The sequence below is a fragment of the Barnesiella sp. genome, assembly GCF_022723415.1.
In the GTDB taxonomy this organism is placed as follows: Bacteria; Bacteroidota; Bacteroidia; order Bacteroidales; family Barnesiellaceae; genus Barnesiella; species Barnesiella intestinihominis.
On record NZ_JAIJHU010000057.1, the window covers coordinates 1 to 18,733 of the forward strand.

General features: G+C 45.2%; 14 protein-coding genes. 6 read left to right on the forward strand and 8 right to left on the reverse strand.

Annotated features, from left to right (window positions below; genetic code table 11):
* Positions 1-621, forward strand: a 621-nt coding sequence (locus QVD32_RS10725; RefSeq protein WP_287710214.1) for a KilA-N domain-containing protein, incomplete at its 5' end; no start/stop codon positions are given.
* 6 nt (positions 622-627) lie between these two features.
* Complete coding sequence (locus QVD32_RS10730) at positions 628-1,065, forward strand: DUF2867 domain-containing protein (RefSeq protein ID WP_021891800.1); 438 nt, start codon at positions 628-630, stop codon at positions 1,063-1,065.
* 180 nt (positions 1,066-1,245) lie between these two features.
* Here QVD32_RS10730 and QVD32_RS10735 read toward each other — a convergent pair whose 3' ends face one another.
* From QVD32_RS10735 to QVD32_RS10750, 4 genes are all read right to left on the reverse strand, one after another.
* Positions 1,246-2,019 (reverse strand): SusE domain-containing protein, encoded by a 774-nt coding sequence (locus QVD32_RS10735; protein ID WP_021891801.1) that lies wholly within the window; start codon positions 2,017-2,019, stop codon positions 1,246-1,248.
* 19 nt (positions 2,020-2,038) lie between these two features.
* Positions 2,039-3,643: a RagB/SusD family nutrient uptake outer membrane protein gene (locus tag QVD32_RS10740; protein WP_008861322.1), complete on the reverse strand. Its 1,605-nt coding sequence runs from the start codon at positions 3,641-3,643 to the stop codon at positions 2,039-2,041.
* Positions 3,644-3,662: 19 nt separating this feature from the next.
* Positions 3,663-6,641, reverse strand: coding sequence for a SusC/RagA family TonB-linked outer membrane protein (locus QVD32_RS10745; protein WP_195242083.1), 2,979 nt, complete (start codon positions 6,639-6,641; stop codon positions 3,663-3,665).
* A gap of 208 nt (positions 6,642-6,849) precedes the next feature.
* Entirely contained in the window at positions 6,850-7,929 is a 1,080-nt protein-coding gene (locus QVD32_RS10750; protein WP_021891804.1) for a hypothetical protein, read from the reverse strand.
* Between the two features lie 125 nt (positions 7,930-8,054).
* Between QVD32_RS10750 and QVD32_RS10755 the strand changes: the two genes are divergently transcribed.
* Positions 8,055-9,059, forward strand: coding sequence for a hypothetical protein (locus QVD32_RS10755; RefSeq protein ID WP_118687377.1), 1,005 nt, complete (start codon positions 8,055-8,057; stop codon positions 9,057-9,059).
* Positions 9,060-9,069: 10 nt separating this feature from the next.
* A complete protein-coding gene (locus QVD32_RS10760; protein ID WP_118687378.1) occupies positions 9,070-11,187 on the forward strand; it encodes a S8 family serine peptidase in 2,118 nt (705 codons plus the stop codon).
* Between the two features lie 65 nt (positions 11,188-11,252).
* Here QVD32_RS10760 and QVD32_RS10765 read toward each other — a convergent pair whose 3' ends face one another.
* The 3 genes from QVD32_RS10765 to QVD32_RS10775 are packed head-to-tail and all read right to left on the reverse strand — an operon-like array spanning position 11,253 to position 12,709.
* Complete coding sequence (locus tag QVD32_RS10765) at positions 11,253-11,732, reverse strand: hypothetical protein (protein ID WP_008861327.1); 480 nt, start codon at positions 11,730-11,732, stop codon at positions 11,253-11,255.
* Positions 11,733-11,745: 13 nt separating this feature from the next.
* Positions 11,746-12,114: a hypothetical protein gene (locus QVD32_RS10770; protein WP_021891807.1), complete on the reverse strand. Its 369-nt coding sequence runs from the start codon at positions 12,112-12,114 to the stop codon at positions 11,746-11,748.
* Between the two features lie 43 nt (positions 12,115-12,157).
* Positions 12,158-12,709 (reverse strand): RNA polymerase sigma factor, encoded by a 552-nt coding sequence (locus QVD32_RS10775; protein WP_118687379.1) that lies wholly within the window; start codon positions 12,707-12,709, stop codon positions 12,158-12,160.
* 208 nt (positions 12,710-12,917) lie between these two features.
* Between QVD32_RS10775 and zupT the strand changes: the two genes are divergently transcribed.
* Positions 12,918-13,712, forward strand: coding sequence for a zinc transporter ZupT (zupT, locus tag QVD32_RS10780; protein ID WP_195330201.1), 795 nt, complete (start codon positions 12,918-12,920; stop codon positions 13,710-13,712).
* Between the two features lie 125 nt (positions 13,713-13,837).
* Positions 13,838-16,243, forward strand: coding sequence for a TonB-dependent receptor (locus QVD32_RS10785; protein ID WP_195330199.1), 2,406 nt, complete (start codon positions 13,838-13,840; stop codon positions 16,241-16,243).
* A 532-nt stretch (positions 16,244-16,775) separates the two neighbouring features.
* Here the strand turns inward: QVD32_RS10785 and QVD32_RS10790 are convergent.
* The gene (locus QVD32_RS10790) at positions 16,776-18,125 is read right to left on the reverse strand and encodes a Gfo/Idh/MocA family protein (RefSeq protein ID WP_008861332.1); all 1,350 of its coding nucleotides are present in this window, start codon (positions 18,123-18,125) and stop codon (positions 16,776-16,778) included.
* Positions 18,126-18,733: the final 608 nt, after the last annotated feature.

Here is an 18,733-nt window from a genome sequence, read left to right on the forward strand (position 1 = left end):
TGTACCGAATTCGGTACAATTAAAAATGCAGCAGGAAGCAACAATTTCGTGCTTTCTGTAAAAACGTGGATAGAAAGGACCAATGCAATCGGCATTCGTTCTAAGGCTGGTCGCTACGGTGGCACATATGCACATCGGGATATAGCATATCATTTTGGCATGTGGATTTCTCCTAAATTTCAATTACTTCTTGTTAAAGAGTATCAGCGACTAAAAGCAGAAGAACACCAGCAACTCGGTTGGTCGGCAAAACGCGAATTGTCTAAAATCAACTACCGCATACATACTGATGCCATAAAGCAAAACCTTATCCCGCAGGAAGTTACACCGGTACAAGCAAATATTATTTATGCAAACGAAGCTGACGTACTGAATGTGGCGATGTTTGGTATGACAGCAAAACAATGGAGGGAAGCTAACCCCGAACTGACAGGCAATATTCGTGATTATGCTACTATCAATGAACTTATCTGCTTGTCGAATATGGAGAATCTCAATGCTGTATTCATCGAACAAGGTATGCCACAGAGCAAACGTCTTGTTAGACTAAACCAAATAGCCATTCATCAGATGAGCATATTGGAAAGTGGCAATAATTACAACCGTAAGTTATTGAAATAAAGAATCATGAAAGGCGACAAGAATTACGATTATACAGATGAATTCAGCGATATAATTCATACTGAAAGATTTATAAGTGCGGCAGAGTTGTCTGAACTGTTCTTTTCTGCCCCCAAATGGATAACCCTTTTGATGAAGTTCCGTAATGTCGTGATGAGACCTTTCGGATTGAAAAAAGAAAGAAAGTTATCGGATTTGGTGCTTATCGAATCCGAGAATATGGCAACGGTATGCAAAAATGATAAACATCTTGATTTGGAAATTGTGTTTATGACCGAGAGCATGGAACGTGATAATCAACGCATATCTGTCAGCACAAAAGTCAGATTCCATAATAATTTAGGGAAATGTTATTTCGCCATAATCAAACCGTTTCATATTTTAATTTGCACGACACTCTTACAACGAGCAAAAAACAATATTGAAAAATCTCTTTACAGATAAGTTGCTTTTAACGAGATAAAACAGTCATAGCTTCATGCCCTTGCTTTTCCTTTGCGTCATGGGTGGGTATCTTCACTTCACCAAAAAAGCGGGGGAAGCGCAGCCGTTCAAAGCTACGTTTCCTCCGCCATCACACACATAACACAGTATATATAGAAAACACCTCACGGTGCAAATGGTTCACGGGACCGGTTCGGACGGAGTCAATTTGTAGGTTAATTTATCCAAATCTACCTGCATGAGATAATAACCCTGCGGAGTATATGAGATATTTTCCCCATCGAGTTTCAATCGTCCGGGACCTCCATCGCCATACTGGTCGCCCTGCGCCCAATCGGGCAGAGTGGTTATTTTAAATTCTACCGCAGCATCGGGATTTCCAGCGACCACAAAATCGACATATCCCTCATACCGATTATTCATTCGATAGGATTGCAGCACGGGTGCTGCCGCAATATCCCAGTTTTGATAATTACCGGGGACATACAGTTTGGGATACACGATAGGTTCGTCATAGGCCGTCACCGTAATGTCGCGAGGAGAAGAAGCGACGGTATGGTCGGCTGTCAACTTGGCTACTACCCTGACGAACAAATCACAAGGCTCTCCCGGTTGACCGTCCAGAATAAGAGTCGCCATATTCAATCGGGCGACAGTCACTGATACATAATCGGCATTCGATTCGGCTAATTGTATAGGATCGGGAAAATCTTTCCGGTTATCTATCTCCAATGTGTAAACGGGAGCAGCGGGGAAACCATAGTCTCCCGACGACCATGAGAATGTCTCGGCTATAAACCCCGACGAGGCTTCGTTCAACACCAAAGCCGGTTGTGCAAGAGGCGCCAGTTCGGGTGCAGCCTGCAAGTTATATTTGGGAGTATCCACATCGTTACAGGCGACAAGTGCCGACAAGCCTATCCAAACGGATAATTTAATAAAAGAAGATTTCATAATTCTGTCGTTTTTACCGTTAGTAGCCATAGTTTTGTTGTATGCCGGGGTTGGCAGCGATTTCCTTTGCCGGAATAGGATATAGATTATATTTGGTATCCAGCGATTTACCGGCATATACGCCTCCTTTCCACGGCCACAAATAATTACCGGAGGTGAATTTTTCGAACCGAATCAAATCGGTACGACGATGCCCTTCCCAATAAAGCTCACGCATACGTTCCTGCAAAATTTCGTCGAGTGTAATATCGTCTACCGAATCGTATTGCGGCATGCCTGCCCTATCCCTCAAATAGTTCATGTAGGTTCTCCCCGTTTCCCGATCGGCAGCTCCCCGATATGCGCATTCGGCATACATCAGATAGACATCGGCCAGCCGGAACAAGGGGAAATCGGTATCGGGATAAGATTCGGCACGGCCTGCTGCATTGTCCCAATCGGTAGAGAGCAGATTAGTAAACTTCACGACCGAATAACCGTCCTGATAGGTAGAAAGGTTGGTATTGTTAATACTTGCTCCTTCGCTGAAAAAGGCATAACGCTCGTCTTGCGGAGAGAATGAAAGTACCAGCGTAGAGGTAGAACGGGGGCCGGCCCAAGCATCGTTTACCCCATAATTTCTCGCCGAGATTTTACCTCCATACGAACCTACGGTGAGATACATCGTCCCCCCGTACGAACGAATCGAATCGCTATCGAAAGGAACAGTCATAAGTATTTCGCTTTCATTGCCGCCCCTCGCATAACGGTCGTTATCGCCGCCGAACAAGTATTTATACGTTTCAGCCAATCCATGATTCGTCCCGGTATTGTGCCGAGCGATTATTTTTTCACACTCGGCGGCACACAATCCGTATTGCGGCGTACCGGTATAAACCGCAGCATTGAGATAGAGTTTCGCCCGAATCATATTGACGGCATCGCGTCCTACCCTCCCATACTGAGGTTGTAAAGGAATAGACTCTTCTACGGCATTCAACTCGTCCAGTATGAATTGATATATCTCGGCTCTCGACTTCTGCTTGGGAGCCTCCATGATTTTATTCTCCTCGGTCACAAAAGAGACCGCACCGAACAGATCGATAGCATGCCAATAGGAAAGAGCCCGCAACACCCGAGCCTCGGCCCGATAGGTCTGTATCTGAGCAGCGACATCTTCGGGGACATCATTGGCAGCCAGCGCTGTCGGGGTCGTATTGCGTAAAAAGTCGTTACATAAAGCTATCTGAAAAAACACGCGGCTATACATGACATATACAAAACCGTTGGCTGCCGACCATGTGGACATACTCAGTTCGGGTAGTCCGGCATCGTTCCAACCTAACACGGCTTCGTCGGTAGGCAGTTCCTGCAAATTCCAATAGGCCCGCAGGTATTGCGCCTGTCCCTCGTCGAACCCTTGTATATCGGGATTACCGGCAGGGCCCTCTTGCCCCGACACGGCCAAACCGGCATATACTTTGGCTAACAGCTGCGTGTAATATTGCGGATTGTCCTTAAAATCGGACAACTGTATCACGTTATCGTCGATAGGTTTCAAATCGAGATCGCCCAAACAGGAAGACAAAGTCATCGAAAGAGCGACGCTCCCGCCTATAAAACATTTATATATAAAAGACTTCATATTTTTGTATTTTTAGAGGTTAATAGGTCAAAACGACACCCAACGTATAGGTCGTGGGCCGAGGATAAACATTATTGTCTATACCCGAAAAAACTTCCGGGTCGAGCCCCTTGTATTTGGTAATGACAAAAGGATTTTGTACCGCACCGTAAACTCTCAGCCGCAACGCATCGTCCAACAGGTGTTTCCAAGTATATCCCAGCGAAATGTTGTCGCAACGCAGAAATCCGGCATTCTTCAAATAATAATCGCTCATGTATTGCTGGGTTTCGAATTTCGCCCCACGCCGCATGATATTGCTCAGGAAACCTGCGCTGTTGTACATCGCGCTATATATCGAATTTTGAGATAATACGTTGTCATAAACATAATTGCCCAAGTTGGCCCGCAAAGAGATTCCGAAATCGAAATTTTTCCAATTCATGGTCGAGTTGATACCGATAACGACTTTCGGGTCACGGCTGTGGTGAATATATTTGTCCGATTCGTCTATGACCCCGTCGCCGTTACGGTCGGCATACAATCCCTCGATGGGATTACCATCGGCATCATATACTTGTTCATACAATAAATAACTGTATGCCGGATACCCTACTTTATGAGCCTGTACAGTATTGCCCGTACCTCCGCCTATACCTCCTACCGGAATGTAATAATCGGCACTCTCGCTTTTATTCAGTTTGGTTATTTTATTGGAGTTCCAAGCGACGTTCATACCCAAATCCCAAGTAAAATCTTTATTATCGATAACTTTTGCTTGAATATTGAATTCGATACCCTCGTTGCGCAAACGTCCCACATTGGTGTATATCTCGTTCGTAAGGTTGGACCCTGCCGGAACAGGAATACGACTAATCAAATCGTTCGTCTCGCGATAATAGTAATCCAACGATCCCGTAATGCGATTATTCAAAAATCCGAAATCGATACCGGCATTCCACGTCGTAGTCTCCTCCCATTTAATATTGGGGTCATAGCCGTTAGGACGTATCGTATAATAATATTGGTCGCCGAACGGATAGGATGCCGTAGGATAACCGATCGTAAACAACGGCATATACGGGAAATAACTGTCGCTAATGTCCTGCTGTCCCGTAATACCATAGCCCAACCTCAACTTCAATTCGCTCATAAACGAAGTCGCCCGTTCCATAAAAGGCTCGTTGATAATTTTCCACCCCAACGCAACGGCCGGGAATGCGCCCCAACGGTTATCTTTCGAAAAGCGAGATGTCGCATCGCCACGTAATGTGACTGTAAACAGATAGGTGTCCTTATAGGTATAATTCACACGCCCAAAGAAGGAAATCAACTGTAAATGGTCGGTATAGGACGAGACGAACCATTGTTCCTTATCGGGCATCAATGTAGTGCGGGTTCCTCCATCTTTATAAAAACGTTGCCACGAATATCCAGCCATAGCGTCGAGCCTACTATGTATCGACTCGAAATCCTGTTTATAATTGAGATAGAAGTCGAGCAACAAATTCCGTTTGAGTTGCCTCAACCGTTCGTCTTGTCCCAGCCCCGTTTTTTTATTCTCCTTGTAAGTAAGAGGGGAGTCGGGAGTCATGAGATTATGTTGAATACTATGAGAGACATCGTATCCTAAATTCAAGTTGGCATGTAAAGCCGGCAAAAAAGGCATTACATAATCGAGCTGCAAGTTACCCACGCTGCGATAGACATCGGCTTTCATGGACCGTTCGTCGATAAGCGATACCGGATTTACCGGTGCGATACCTATAAATTCGTCGGTTCCGGGTTTCAACCATGTAAAATATCCGTTACCGATGGGTAGATTATCGACCCGTACCGATTGCGACGGGTCGAAGGATACCGCGCCACCGATAGCACCTTCGTCGGCAAAACGGTTGTGCATATAAAAGCCCTTCACATTGGCCGTCACACTCAACGTATTGTCGAAAAATTTGGGATTCAACGTTATCGAAGCCGTCACCCTATCCATAGCAGAGGTTTTCAAAATACCATTCTGATTAGTATAGCTCACCGCAACCCGATACGGCAGAATTTTATACGTTCCACCTACACTCAGATTATAATCGCTACTGACCGACGTCCGCAAAATTTCGTCCTGCCAATTCGTATTGGCCGTCCCCAATAAATTATAAGCCGGGCTCCCTTCTCCGTAATAATCGGTTATCACCTGACGGAATTGGTCTCCGTCGAGTACCCCCACTTTATTACGAGGTGTATTCACATACATATTGGCCGTAAAATTGATTTGCGGTTTTCCCGACCGTCCCCGTTTCGTCGTAATAATGATAACTCCGTTCGATGCCCTCGACCCATAAATGGCCGTTGCCGAAGCATCTTTCAATATCGTGAACGACTCGATATTATCGGGAGAAATCATGGATAGCGAATTGGACATTCCGGTCACTCCCGAATTATCGACAGGAACACCGTCGATAACGATCAAAGGGTCGTTCGTCGCATTGAGCGATGAACCTCCACGAATACGGATATCGGCGCCACCCTCGGGTTTACCGCCGTTGAGAGTGACTACTACACCCGGTGTCTTCCCGACCAACAAATCTTGTGCAGAAGTCGCTAAACCTGCATTTATCTCATCGGGTTTCACCAAAGTAACCGACCCTGTGGCATCGCTCTTGCGGACAGTTCCATAACCTATCGCCACGACTTCTTGCAAAGCCACAGCGTTTTCCTGCAAAACGATCGTTATCTGCGAACGATTGTTTACCGGAACCTCCTGCGTATTGTATCCCAAATAGGAAACTACGAGAGTAGCATCGGGAACCACATCGAGACGGAACCGCCCATCGAGATCGGTCGCTACGCCCGCAGACGATCCCCGAACAATGACATTCGCCCCGATAACCGGCTCTCCCGAACTATCGACTACCGTCCCTTGCACGGCCATACGTTGCGCCGATAGCGACCACGACAGGCAACATAATCCTAACAGCAACCCTGACCGGATTTTCATGTGTAGTTTTTCACAAACTTTTCTCATATCAGATACTTTTGATGGTTGAACTCATAGACGATTGACCCCGATTGCTCCAAAAGAGCGAAGCTCTCCCCACAAGCGTTTGTACCGTCTGTATCTCATAGAACAACACCTTTGCTGTTTTGTTTGCCCGCTAAGATTATTTCCCTTAAAAAACGAAGAACGCTCGGGGTAATTCCCGAGCGTTCTTCGTTTCCATACGATCGACTGCTTAACTTTTCCTAACAAGAATATAACAATAGTCTTTATTCAATATGAGAGAATTGTTACCATAAGCCGTCTCAAAACGAGCAATGATCCCGTTATTACGACCGTTAGACTCATACAAATCGAACGCCGCTTGCGCATCGGCCAAGTCTTGTACCTTATCGCCGAAAGCATCGGTCACATACAATTCTTTCAACGTGCCTAAATTATAGTCGGCATAGTTTTGCAAGAGGTCTTTCCAACGATCGATAGTTTGTTCGTTTTCAGGAATATATGCCGAAATTTCCAAAACGGTTTCCAATGTTTTGTCGGAATCGAAATTAACCGTATAGTTATTACCCTTCAAATCGATCGCACTATCGAAATAGAGATATGCCATCGCCGTCCCGAAAAGTATCTTATTGCTGATCGCATAGAACTCTTGCAGAGTTTCATCGATATTCGCACCCACATACTTACCCAATGTACTAAAATCAAGAGGTAAATAATTGCGACACATTTCTACACGGAATTTATCCTTATCCATGATAGGACAACAATACACTTTTTTCTGTATGCCGAATACAGGATATATCAACGTATTGGCTTCCAGAGTCAACAACGGAATCGTCTCTTCTGTGGTTTGTTTGATACCTCCCTCGCCCGTAGCGTAATCTTTAAATTTCGTACCGAGGAAAGTTCCTAATTTATAATCCCGGAAAGAAGATATCATACTTTCCCACACTTCAATCCCTTTGTTTTCGGAACTTCCGGTCAAAACCATTTCTATGGTAGCAATCATCGTTCCATCGAGTTTAAACGTCGCTTTGTATCGATTGCCTTTTTGATCCTGCACATACAGGATATTATTTTCCTCATCTTTCGAAGCATTTCCCACAGCGGCCCATATCTCGCTCACATTTTTGTCAACGTAAGCAGACAAATCGGAATAGGTCGTTTCAAAATAAGTTTTAGTATCCCCCTCAGGAGTTCCTCCTCCCGTACCGTCTCCGGGTTCTTCTCCTTTTTTATTATCCTCACTACATGATAATAAAACGAGAGATGACATAAATATACAGAAAAACCAAGCAAATTTCTTTCTCATACTTCTTAAAACTTTAATAATTACTACTATTTTCCTTCTTCTCTTTCCATTATTACATTTTTTTCTTTACTTTGCCGATACAAAAATATAATATTATACTCAAAGTCATTTAAACAAATCGGATTATGAAGAATTTTTATCTTATTTTAAGTTGCTGTGCCCTATTTTCTCTAACGGCACATAGTGAAAATTTCTCAGGAGACGACTTTAACGGAGCTTGGGAAAGCGACGGAGGTAACCAGAAAGTACAACCCGTAGGCTGGCATGCATTATATTCCAATATTAGCGGTTTCACATCGATGAAAGCCGGAACAGTTTCCAAAAGTGGAGACGACACCAATGCCTACCCCACCATCGAAAACACTTTCGCAGGCAGTATTATGTGGGGAACCAAAACGGGTTACGTCATTCCGGGAATACTCTCATTAGGAACTCCGTGGATATATGTAAACACCAATTATTTCACAGCCGCAACAGGGGATTTGGGTGTAGACGGAGGTGTAGAATTTACGGGACGTCCCAGTAAAATCACCTTCAAAGCCCAATACTACAATGCTCCTACAAGCGACATAGACGATGCTGCCCATATCAAAGTCTATCTATGGAAGGGCTCGGCCGAGTCGACCGATAAAAACGGAGCCAACCATACCGACGAAATGAGCGCCGTTCTCGCCGGGAATGCGGGTGCGGCCTTGATAGGGTCGGGAGAATTGACCATCGATAACGATATAGATGCTTTCGAGACCAAAGAAATCTCTATCGATTATACATCACAAGAGATTCCCGAAAAAATGAACATCGTGTTCTGTGCATCCAACTACCTCAGTAAAAAACCGGAAAAACCGCTCGAAGTTGCCGAAGGAAACTATCTGCAAATCGATGACGTTGCTGTCGTGTACAATTCTACCGGAATTGAAAATACCCAAAACGAAGAGTTGGAACTGACGGTTACCAGACAAGGTTTTTCGATAAACGACACCTCCGTTCAACCTGTCACTATTCACGAAACAGACGGTCGATTGATAAATCAAGGGCTTGTAAATAACGGTCGATATGACTTCCCGTTCACCCCGGGTAAAATTTATATCGTAAAAGTAGGGAACGCTGCTTTCAAAGTTTGTGCCCTATAAATAAAGTTTTATGAATCGAATCTATATTTACGTCATGCTGTTCAGTGGAATCTTATTCCTCAACAGCATGACGTGTTTTGCAGCCAACGAAAAACTATCGGCCTCATCGCGCCAAACGCTCGATCAATTAATTCGATCTGGCAATCGATTGGAAAAATTATCCAGACAGGATAAAGATCTGCGACTTCTCGTTCAATGCGACGAGCATACGACCGAAAACGATTTACTGGAATGTTTTGTTTTATCGTATGTGGCATTGGGAAACGGATTCTATACGATATGTATTTCACCGTCGGAATTGTCTCGTTTTTTAGACTCTGACTTCGTAAAAAGAGCCGAGCTTCCTCGAAAAGCATCCTTATCCTTAGATGAAGCACGTACAGAAACGAACGTAGTACTGGTACAAAACGGGGAGTCTCTTTCATCACCTTATACCGGAAAGAATGTCGTATTGGGGTTCGTAGACTCTGGATTCGACGTAACTCACCCGGCCTTCCGCTCGTCTGACAACGAGACCCTCCGAATCGCAAGATTCTGGAATCAAATCGATAACAAACTACTGTCGGATAAAGAAAATATTCTTGCCGAAGGGACTGACAACGAAGAGCAAACACACGGAACCCATGTAGCCGGAATAGCCGGTGGCAGTTATTTCGGGACAATAGCGACCTCGGAGTCCACGACACTCGACAAGAATCCCTATTACGGAGTAGCTTATGATGCCGACTTAGTAATGGTAGGATCGACATTGGAAGATACCGATATTCTGAATGGTATTAAATATGTATTCAACTATGCCGACTCGATAGACAAACCGGCCGTAGTCAACATTAGCCTAAATACTTCTTACGGGCCGCACGACGGGACTTCGCTTTTCGATCAAGCCATCGATGCCATGCTGGGAAAAGGAAAAATTCTGGTCGGTTCCATCGGGAACGATGCCAAAAACAAAACTCATGCTTCGATGGAACTCAACAATGCAGAGACTCCTGTACTGACATTTTTCAAACCATCGGGATACGCCGCCAACACATTCGAAGTTTGGGGTGAATCGGACGGGTTTACCGTTACCGTTTCGCTAACCGACTCGCAAGGCGAAACCGTATGGAGTTGTACCTCGAACGGTACGGACCAATCGTTTTCCGTCCCTGCCGACTTCAACTATTCGGAAGGCGGAGAAATCGCCTACTATACCGAATTGTGGAACAACACGAGGCGCATGTATAGAGTCGCCTTGAATAATCTCAATCTAAAAGGTTACGACATACAAATAGGAGTAACGGGCGAAACCCAACACATCGATCTCTGGACCGACAAAAACAGCGGACAGTTCACCGACAACGGGAAAAGCACACATGTCAATTTCGATGCCGACCGTACATTAGGGGAATTGGGAGGAACAGGAAAGAGAACCATTTCTGTCGGAAACTATACAACCCGAAACGTATGGACAAATTTTTCGGGAAAGAAACAGTCCATGTTGATCGATTACCCGTTGAATAAAATCAACTACACTTCGAGCCGAGGTCCGGCTTCGGACGGCCGAGTAAAGCCCGACGTGACGGCTCCGGGAGGAATGATTTTCAGCGCCGTATCTTCTTACTCCGATTACTATAAGGAGAGTAGCGCCAACACTGTCGCCCGGGCAACGATAAACGGGAAAAGCTATTATTGGGGACAAATGACGGGAACATCGCAAGCCTCGCCCTTTGTCGCCGGAGTCATTGCCACATGGTTAGAAGCAAATCCAGAACTATCTCCCGAAGATATACAACTGATTTTGAAAAAGACCGCCCGCCAAGATTCCCATACAGGAGCATGTCCCAACTCCATTTACGGATACGGGAAAATAGACGCTCTCGCCGGAATCAAAGAGGTGCTTTCACCGAGCGCCATCGACAACTTGTCGACAGACAAACTATACAAACTTTATCGAGACGGAATTTTATTCACATCGCAAGCGGGTAAAATAAACCTCATATTATCGACCCCGGACGGAATCATAAGATACTCCGATAAAACAGATGTCGAGCCCGGAACCCGAATCGAATGGAGAGAACTCGGATTGAATACCGGATTGTATATCCTTCATATAAACGGTTTTTCGGAAAAGATATTTGTACCATAAATAAAAAGAAAGGGAGAAGATCAAAAAAACTTCTCCCTTTCTTCATTATCCCGTACATTACATTATTACTCATGATGATGTTTCCCGCCATGCCATTTCATCATGGCTCTCGGGAATTTCATTTGGGCATTTTTGAATTTAAATAATTTTTCATTCGACAGAAAGGTTTTGAACTTGTCGTAATATTCCCGATCTATCTTTGCCAACTTCTCGTCCTTTTCCAGTAAAACTTCGGCCGCTTTTTCATACTCGACATCTGAAACAGCCGTTTCCGAACGTACTATTTTCCGAGCAAAGGTTCGAGCCTCCCTGTCTACCGTCCATTTTTTCCCTTCCATCTCTTCATACAAGGGAAAGAACTGTTTCGCCTCTTGTTCGGAAAGCCCGATCTGTTTCATCATAAAATCCCGACGGAATTTACAGAACCGGTCAAACTGTTCTTTTCGCTGTTGCTTCGCCTTGTCGTTATTCTTATTCTGTGCCGAAACCGAAACGGGCAATGCCCACAATAAAACGGCCGATAATAATAAAATTATTTTCTTCATAACTACTTCTCCTTTAATAATCGCTATCGGTATAGAGCATTTCATAAGCCGTGTAATCATCGACATAATAAGCGATCCACTCGTCTTCTATCGTACTTCCATCTGTCGCCGAAGCCGTCATTTCCATATCAGGAGTTTCTCCTTTTTCCACCGAGAATATTCCCGTAAACATTTTCATCATAAGCCATATACCGGCAAACATGGCTGCCATATAAATCCACGGTCTTACCCGAAGCCATAACGAAGGTTGCACGAGTTCGGGAAATTCCCTTTCCGGCAAACTTTCCGTCATCTTTTCGGTGAAATCGGCAAAATAATTGCCGGGCACTTTCATACCGTGCTTCCTACCGATTTCATCTAACAGGGGAGTTTTCTTTTCCATAGCTTCACCTTTTGTTTGTTAGACACGAAAATAATGAAAAGGTTTAAACATGATCTTGCAGATATTCCTCTATTTTTTTCGCCGCATGGTGATACGATGCTTTCAATGCACCCACCGACGTTCCCAGAATTTCGGATATATCTTCGTATTTCATTTCGTCGAAATAACGCATATTAAAAACGAGGCGTTGTTTCTCCGGGAGTTGCAAAACCGCTTCTTGCAAAAGCCTCTGTGCACGATCTCCGTCGAAATATTCGTCGCTCTCTACATGAGAGAGCAGGAAATCATCGGTATCGTCGGCCGTAAGATTCCGTCGTTCCCGTTCCCGTGCCAGAAAAGTCAATGCCTCATTCACTGCAATACGATAAAGCCAAGTCGACAATTTGGCATCCCCTCTGAAATACTCGATACTTCCCCATGCTTTTAAGAATGTATTTTGCAATAAATCATTGGCATCGTCGTGCGAAAGTACCATTTTTCGAATCTGCCAATATAACGGCTCACTATACCGGGCCACGACCCGTGCGAATGCCTGCCGCACAGTCGCCGGATTCTGTAACTGCTCGATAACAATATCTTCGTTATAATCTTGCATATTCCCTCTTTTCAGCGGGTAAAGATACGTAGAGCCAACGGTTTATTCCTAACATATTTCATTCTTTTTTGTTATTTTTATTATTCGGTGAACTTCATAATGTTTTAATACATTACCTTTGTTTCCGAAAAACCACGAAGGAAACGGCCAATTCCCCGACAAGAGGATAGTGCGGTTTTCCTTTACGGTTTTATACAATCTCGAAAACATGGAAATAAATTCTATACTCTTGGCATTTCTCCTCACGATGATAGCCGGCCTATCGACCGGAGTGGGAAGCCTCATTGCATTTTTCGCCAAGCGAACCAATACGAAATTTCTTTCTGCGGCATTGGGGTTCTCGGCCGGAGTAATGATATATATATCGTTCATGGAATTGATGCCAGAGGCATTGGGTATGCTCAGCGAGAATTTCAGCCCGCGCATGTCTAATATCTACATGCTGATCGCATTTTTCTCGGGGACATCGTTTATCGCATTGATAGACTTCTTGATTCCCGAAGACGAGAATCCTCATGAAGTCCACCGCGTGGAAGAACTATCGGGACAACAACGATTGCACCGTACCGGAATACTGATGGCACTGGCTATCAGTATCCATAATTTCCCGGAAGGACTCGCTACATTCGCATCGGCACTGGGCAATATCGACATAGCTATTCCCATCGTCATAGCCATTGCCATTCACAACATACCGGAAGGTATCGCTGTCTCCGTACCCATCTATCAAGCGACGGGCAGCCACAAGAAAGCATTTTGGTATTCCCTGCTTTCCGGTATGGCCGAGCCGGTAGGCGCACTCATCGGATTCCTGTTTCTGTTACCTTTTTGGACTCCCACGATTCACGCGCTTCTATTGGCATTCGTATCGGGTATTATGGTGTTCATTTCATTCGATGAGCTGCTGCCGGGAGCCGAAAAATACGGTCATCATCACTACGGCATAGGAGGCGTCATCACCGGCATGGCAGTCATGGCAGCCAGCCTCCTGTTTTTCATCTAACACCCGGATAATATCCCGTCCTCGAAAAATCACTACTATTGATGATTGTAAAGAAAATTTTTCTCTTGTTACTTTGTGCAAAAATTCAAAGAGAGACTCGCTCTTTCAACAGGTAAACAAATCTTATGAAAAATTTTCTGCTCGCGTTCATCTTGGGAACTTTACCATTTCTTGCAACCGGTAAACCGATACCGGCGATTACCGATTCTTTGGGAAACCGCATATATAACCTGAATGCCATTACTATCATCAGTAACCCCAAATGGGATTCGAAACTGTTCGAGTTCCCCGGTTCCATCTCTTATCTCAACACGGGCAATCTCGACGAAATGAATATCCGTTCGGTCAAGGATATTTCTACCGTCGTTCCCAATCTGTTTATTCCCGATTATGGCTCCAAACTCATTTCCTCGGCCTACATACGGGGTATAGGTTCCCGAATCAACTCTCCCGCCGTAGGCCTCTACGTCAACAACGTTCCCTATCTGGATAAAAGCGCTTTCGATTTCGACTTCATCGATATTGCAAGTATCGAAGTCTTGAAAGGGCCGCAAGGGACTCTCTACGGAAGGAATACTATGGCGGGACTCGTGAACATAAAGACTCTCTCGCCTTTGGAAAAACAGGGCTCGAAAATAAAATTGAGTTTCGGGAATTACAACTTATGGGGAGTCGCCGCTACTACCAGCCAAAAACTTACCGACGATTTCGCATTCTCGATAAATGCCCGCTACCGACAGGACGACGGCTACTTCAAAAACGAATATACCCGACAAAATAGCGGAAGTACCCGGTCGGGCGGTGGAAGAGTACAATTAGACTGGCGGGTAAACAGGCATTGGAAGTTGAGTTTCAGCGGTGACTACGAGGGTAGCGACCAACAGGGATACCCATACGCCGGTTATGACAAAACCCTGAAAAAGACCGGCAGCATCAGTTACAACGACGAAGCCTCGTATCGTCGCGACATATTCACGTCGGGCCTGTCGGTTCAATATCTCCACGACCGATTCATCTTCACATCGACGACGGGTTATCAATTCCTCGACGACGATATGCATTTGGACCAAGACTTTACTCCCCGCTCCATATTTACATTACAACAAAAACAAAAAATGCATGCGGTTTCACAGGAATTTGCCGTCAAATCGCACAAAGGCAAACGTTGGGAGTGGGTAGGAGGCTTATTCGGGTTTTATCAACAAACCCATACGGACGGCCCGGTAGATTTCAGACAAGACGGGATAGATTTGCTCATCACCAAACAGACCAACAACCAACTGGCAGCTCTCAAACAGGACCCTGCATTAGCGGGAATGCCCGATATTACGATAGATATAGATAATCGAAACCTGTATATCGACGGCATTTACAAAACACCGGCCTACGGTGCTGCCGCCTTCGGACAAGCTACGCTCAATCGTATTTTTATCGACGGTTTATCGGCCACCGTAGGCTTACGAATAGACTACGAACATACTCGCATTTACCATCACACCCATGCGACCGAAGCTCTCACAGGGCGTGCCAACGTCACGATCAATATGGGTAATCGCCCCCCGATGTCGATTCAACAGCCTTTTATCCTGCCCCTCGGCATCGATGGAAAGGAGTCGATGAACACGATAGAACTGTCTCCCAAATTCGAAGTGAAATACGCTATCGGCAATAAAAGTTTTGTCTACGCCTCGGCAACCCGCGGTTACCGGTCGGGAGGATACAATTTCCAGATGTTCTCCAACTTGATACAATCCCAAATCCGGTCCAGCATGATGAGCGAACTGATGAAGAACATGGGAGGCGGGGGAAACGGAGGTCGTCCCGCACCGAGTCGCAGTGCTGCCGGAATGCCTGCCTTCGAAAACACGACCGACGTGAACCAAGCCATCTCGTATAAACCCGAACATAGCTGGAATTACGAAATAGGCGGCCGTTCCCAGTTAATCGACCACCGGCTGTTTGCCGATTTATCTTTATTCTACATCGATTGCCACGATCAGCAAATAGCCGCCGTAAGCGGATATGGCCGTGTCACCAAAAATTCGGGACGCACCACCAGTTACGGATTGGAGGCTTCGCTGCGAGCCACCCCGACCAACCGGCTGTTACTCTCGGCAACCTACGGTTACACCCATGCTACCTTCCAAGAATACAACGACGGGAAAAACGACTACAAAAACAATTTCGTCCCTTTTGCACCGGCTCATACGCTCGCCCTATCGGGCGCTTACACCCTGCCCTTAGACAAAGAGACCGACTTGACTTTCGACCTACAATACCTCGGCCGAGGAAAAATATACTGGACCGAAGCCAACGATGCCGCTCAAAACTTTTATGGGCTGGTAAATGCATCGATTATCCTTTCGGGGAAATACGCCGATTTGAAACTATGGGGAAAAAATCTGCTGAATCAACATTATCAGGCGTTCTACTTCGAGACCATGAATGCCGAGAACTTGTCTATGCCCAACAGCTTCGTACAGTGCGGCCGCCCGATTACATTCGGCGCAGATATCACCATTAAGTTTTAATTCTCCTTGCCCCCTCCGCAGAACTTTGTTCCGCGGGTCTCCCTCATACCGCTAACGCAACACCCCGTAAGGCTACGGAACACGGCAAGGGAGAAGATTGGATAGTTCCGGCTTGCTACATAAAAAATAAAGCAAAAAAGCATCTCCCTCCTCCTCTGTGTTTTGCGACAGCAAAATATAGGGGAGGTGGCCGTAGGCCGGAGGGGTTGGTCTTACAAAAAACTCCTATTCTATCTTTCTCACCCCCTCTCCGTCGAAAACTATTGTTTCTTCTGCTTTCCCCCCCCTATCGCTATGCGACACAAGGGGGAGAAGCGTAAAATCTATCCTTACATCACAAAAGAGAATGTTTCTTTAACCCCCTCTCACCCATACCCTGTGGCATTGCAGGGCATTCTCACACATTCCTCCCCAGCCGTGTCCCGTAATATCGCAGGGTATTGTGGCAATCGATATAAAAATAATCCTTACTATTCACATACAGAAATGGCTGTTTCCTCTTGAAACAGCCATTTTCCCATATTTTATCTTTCTATTCGGCAAAAGTCAAGCCTTGCAATTTATCCCATTCTCCACGGGTAAAATCGGGTATCTGTACAGGAACGGAGCCGTTGCGAACGGAGTAGTCGGTCAACTCGACCAGACACGACCATTCGGCTGCGTCGTAAACGTCCATATCGAGAGGCAAACCGTTTTTCAAGCAATGAATCAGACGATAATCCATAATGAAATCCATACCTCCGTGTCCGCCCACTTTGCGAGCTTTCTCGCCGATCTCTTTGCAGAAGGGGTGTTCATACACTTTCAGCAGAGAGTCGAGAGTTTGCTGGCTGACAAACTCATGCGCATTGGGTTCCAAAGCGATCCCCGTAAGCGGATATTTCTGAGCGAAACCTTTCGTACCGCTTACCATGTGAATGCGGTTATAGGGACGAGGACTGGTAACGTCGTGTTGTATCATGATGGTTTTCCCTTTGGCGGTACGAATAAGAGTCGTGTTCATATCACCCATATCGATACGTGCCGTATCCTCGCCGGTAATACCATGTTCGGCTGCATAAAGATGCATACCCTTTTGCGCATTAGACATGGAAACCAACGTAGCCATGCGGTCGCCCCGGTGAATGTTCAATATCTGGGCGACAGGACCTAATCCATGAGTAGGATAAGGATTACCGGCCTCCTCTTTCTGGGCTTTTAACCGCCACATGTTTTTATAACCGGTCGCCGTAGTGTCGTAATTATAAGAACGCAAGTCGTGGATATAAGCCCCCTCGGCATGCATCACATCTCCGAACAAGCCTTGTTGTGCCATATTGAGCGTTGCCATTTCGAAGAAATCGTAACAACAATTTTCCAACATCATGCAATGGCGGCGAGTCTGTTCGGCCGTATTTACCAAATCCCAGCACTCGGCTACGGTCATTGCCGCCGGTACTTCCACGGCGACATGTTTTCCCTGTTTCATGGCATAGACAGCCATCGGAGCATGAGAGTGCCAATCGGTGCAAATGTAGACCAAATCTATGTCGTCCCTTCCGCACATCTCTTTCCAAACGTCCTCACCCACATAAATATCGGCGGCAGGAAGTTTGTGCGAAGTAAGTATTTCATTCGCTTTGTTTACATTCACCGAATCCAAATCGCATAAAGCGACAACTTTGGCATCGGGCAGATAGACATACCGTTCAATAGCTCCTCTACCCCTCGCTCCTAATCCAATAAAACCGACTCTCACCGTATCCAAAGGTTCGCAAGCCAACTTCAAAACACTTTCCTGTCCGGCAGGCCTCGCAGGTTCTTCAAACGGATTACGTGGTGTCGTAGTACAAGCACTACACAACAAAAGCGCAGACAGCGCATAAAACATTTTCTTCTTCATGGTTATATTTTTCAGCATAAATAATAAATTTCCATCTCACCTCAAACTCCCAACAGGCCGAAAATAAAAAGATTTATACCCAGCCCTATGGTGTCAAAAAGGTCTTTTCCGCCTTGTTTAGAGGCCAAATCAAAGATAGCGCAAGAGAACACAAGCAAACGAATCTGTTCCTATCCAAAAGCATTCTATCTCTGCATTTTACGCAAATATAGGGAAAGGTGAGCGCAAAGGCAATCAAGAAATCTAATTTCCGATTTGACTATGCCGAACCGCATCCTATATTCTTTTCTACAAATATAAGGAAAGGCAACCACTCAAAAAAAGAACTTGCTCATTTTTTCGCTAAGCCATATCTCATATTCGACAGAGCCAAAGATACATAAAGAAAAACTCATTATGAAAAACGACAACATTTTTTATCTATCGAAAGGCTTCGAAAGAGAAAAATCTCTTAGATATCTATAAGGTTTTAAATCTTTATCAAACTTAAAAAGTCCCCCCGAAAAAACCAACATTTTATTCGACTTTTAATCGTTTCGGTGATAGTATAGCCTAATAAAGTTTTATTAAGAATTCTTTCGAAAAGGGAATAGGAGGTTATGGCTCAT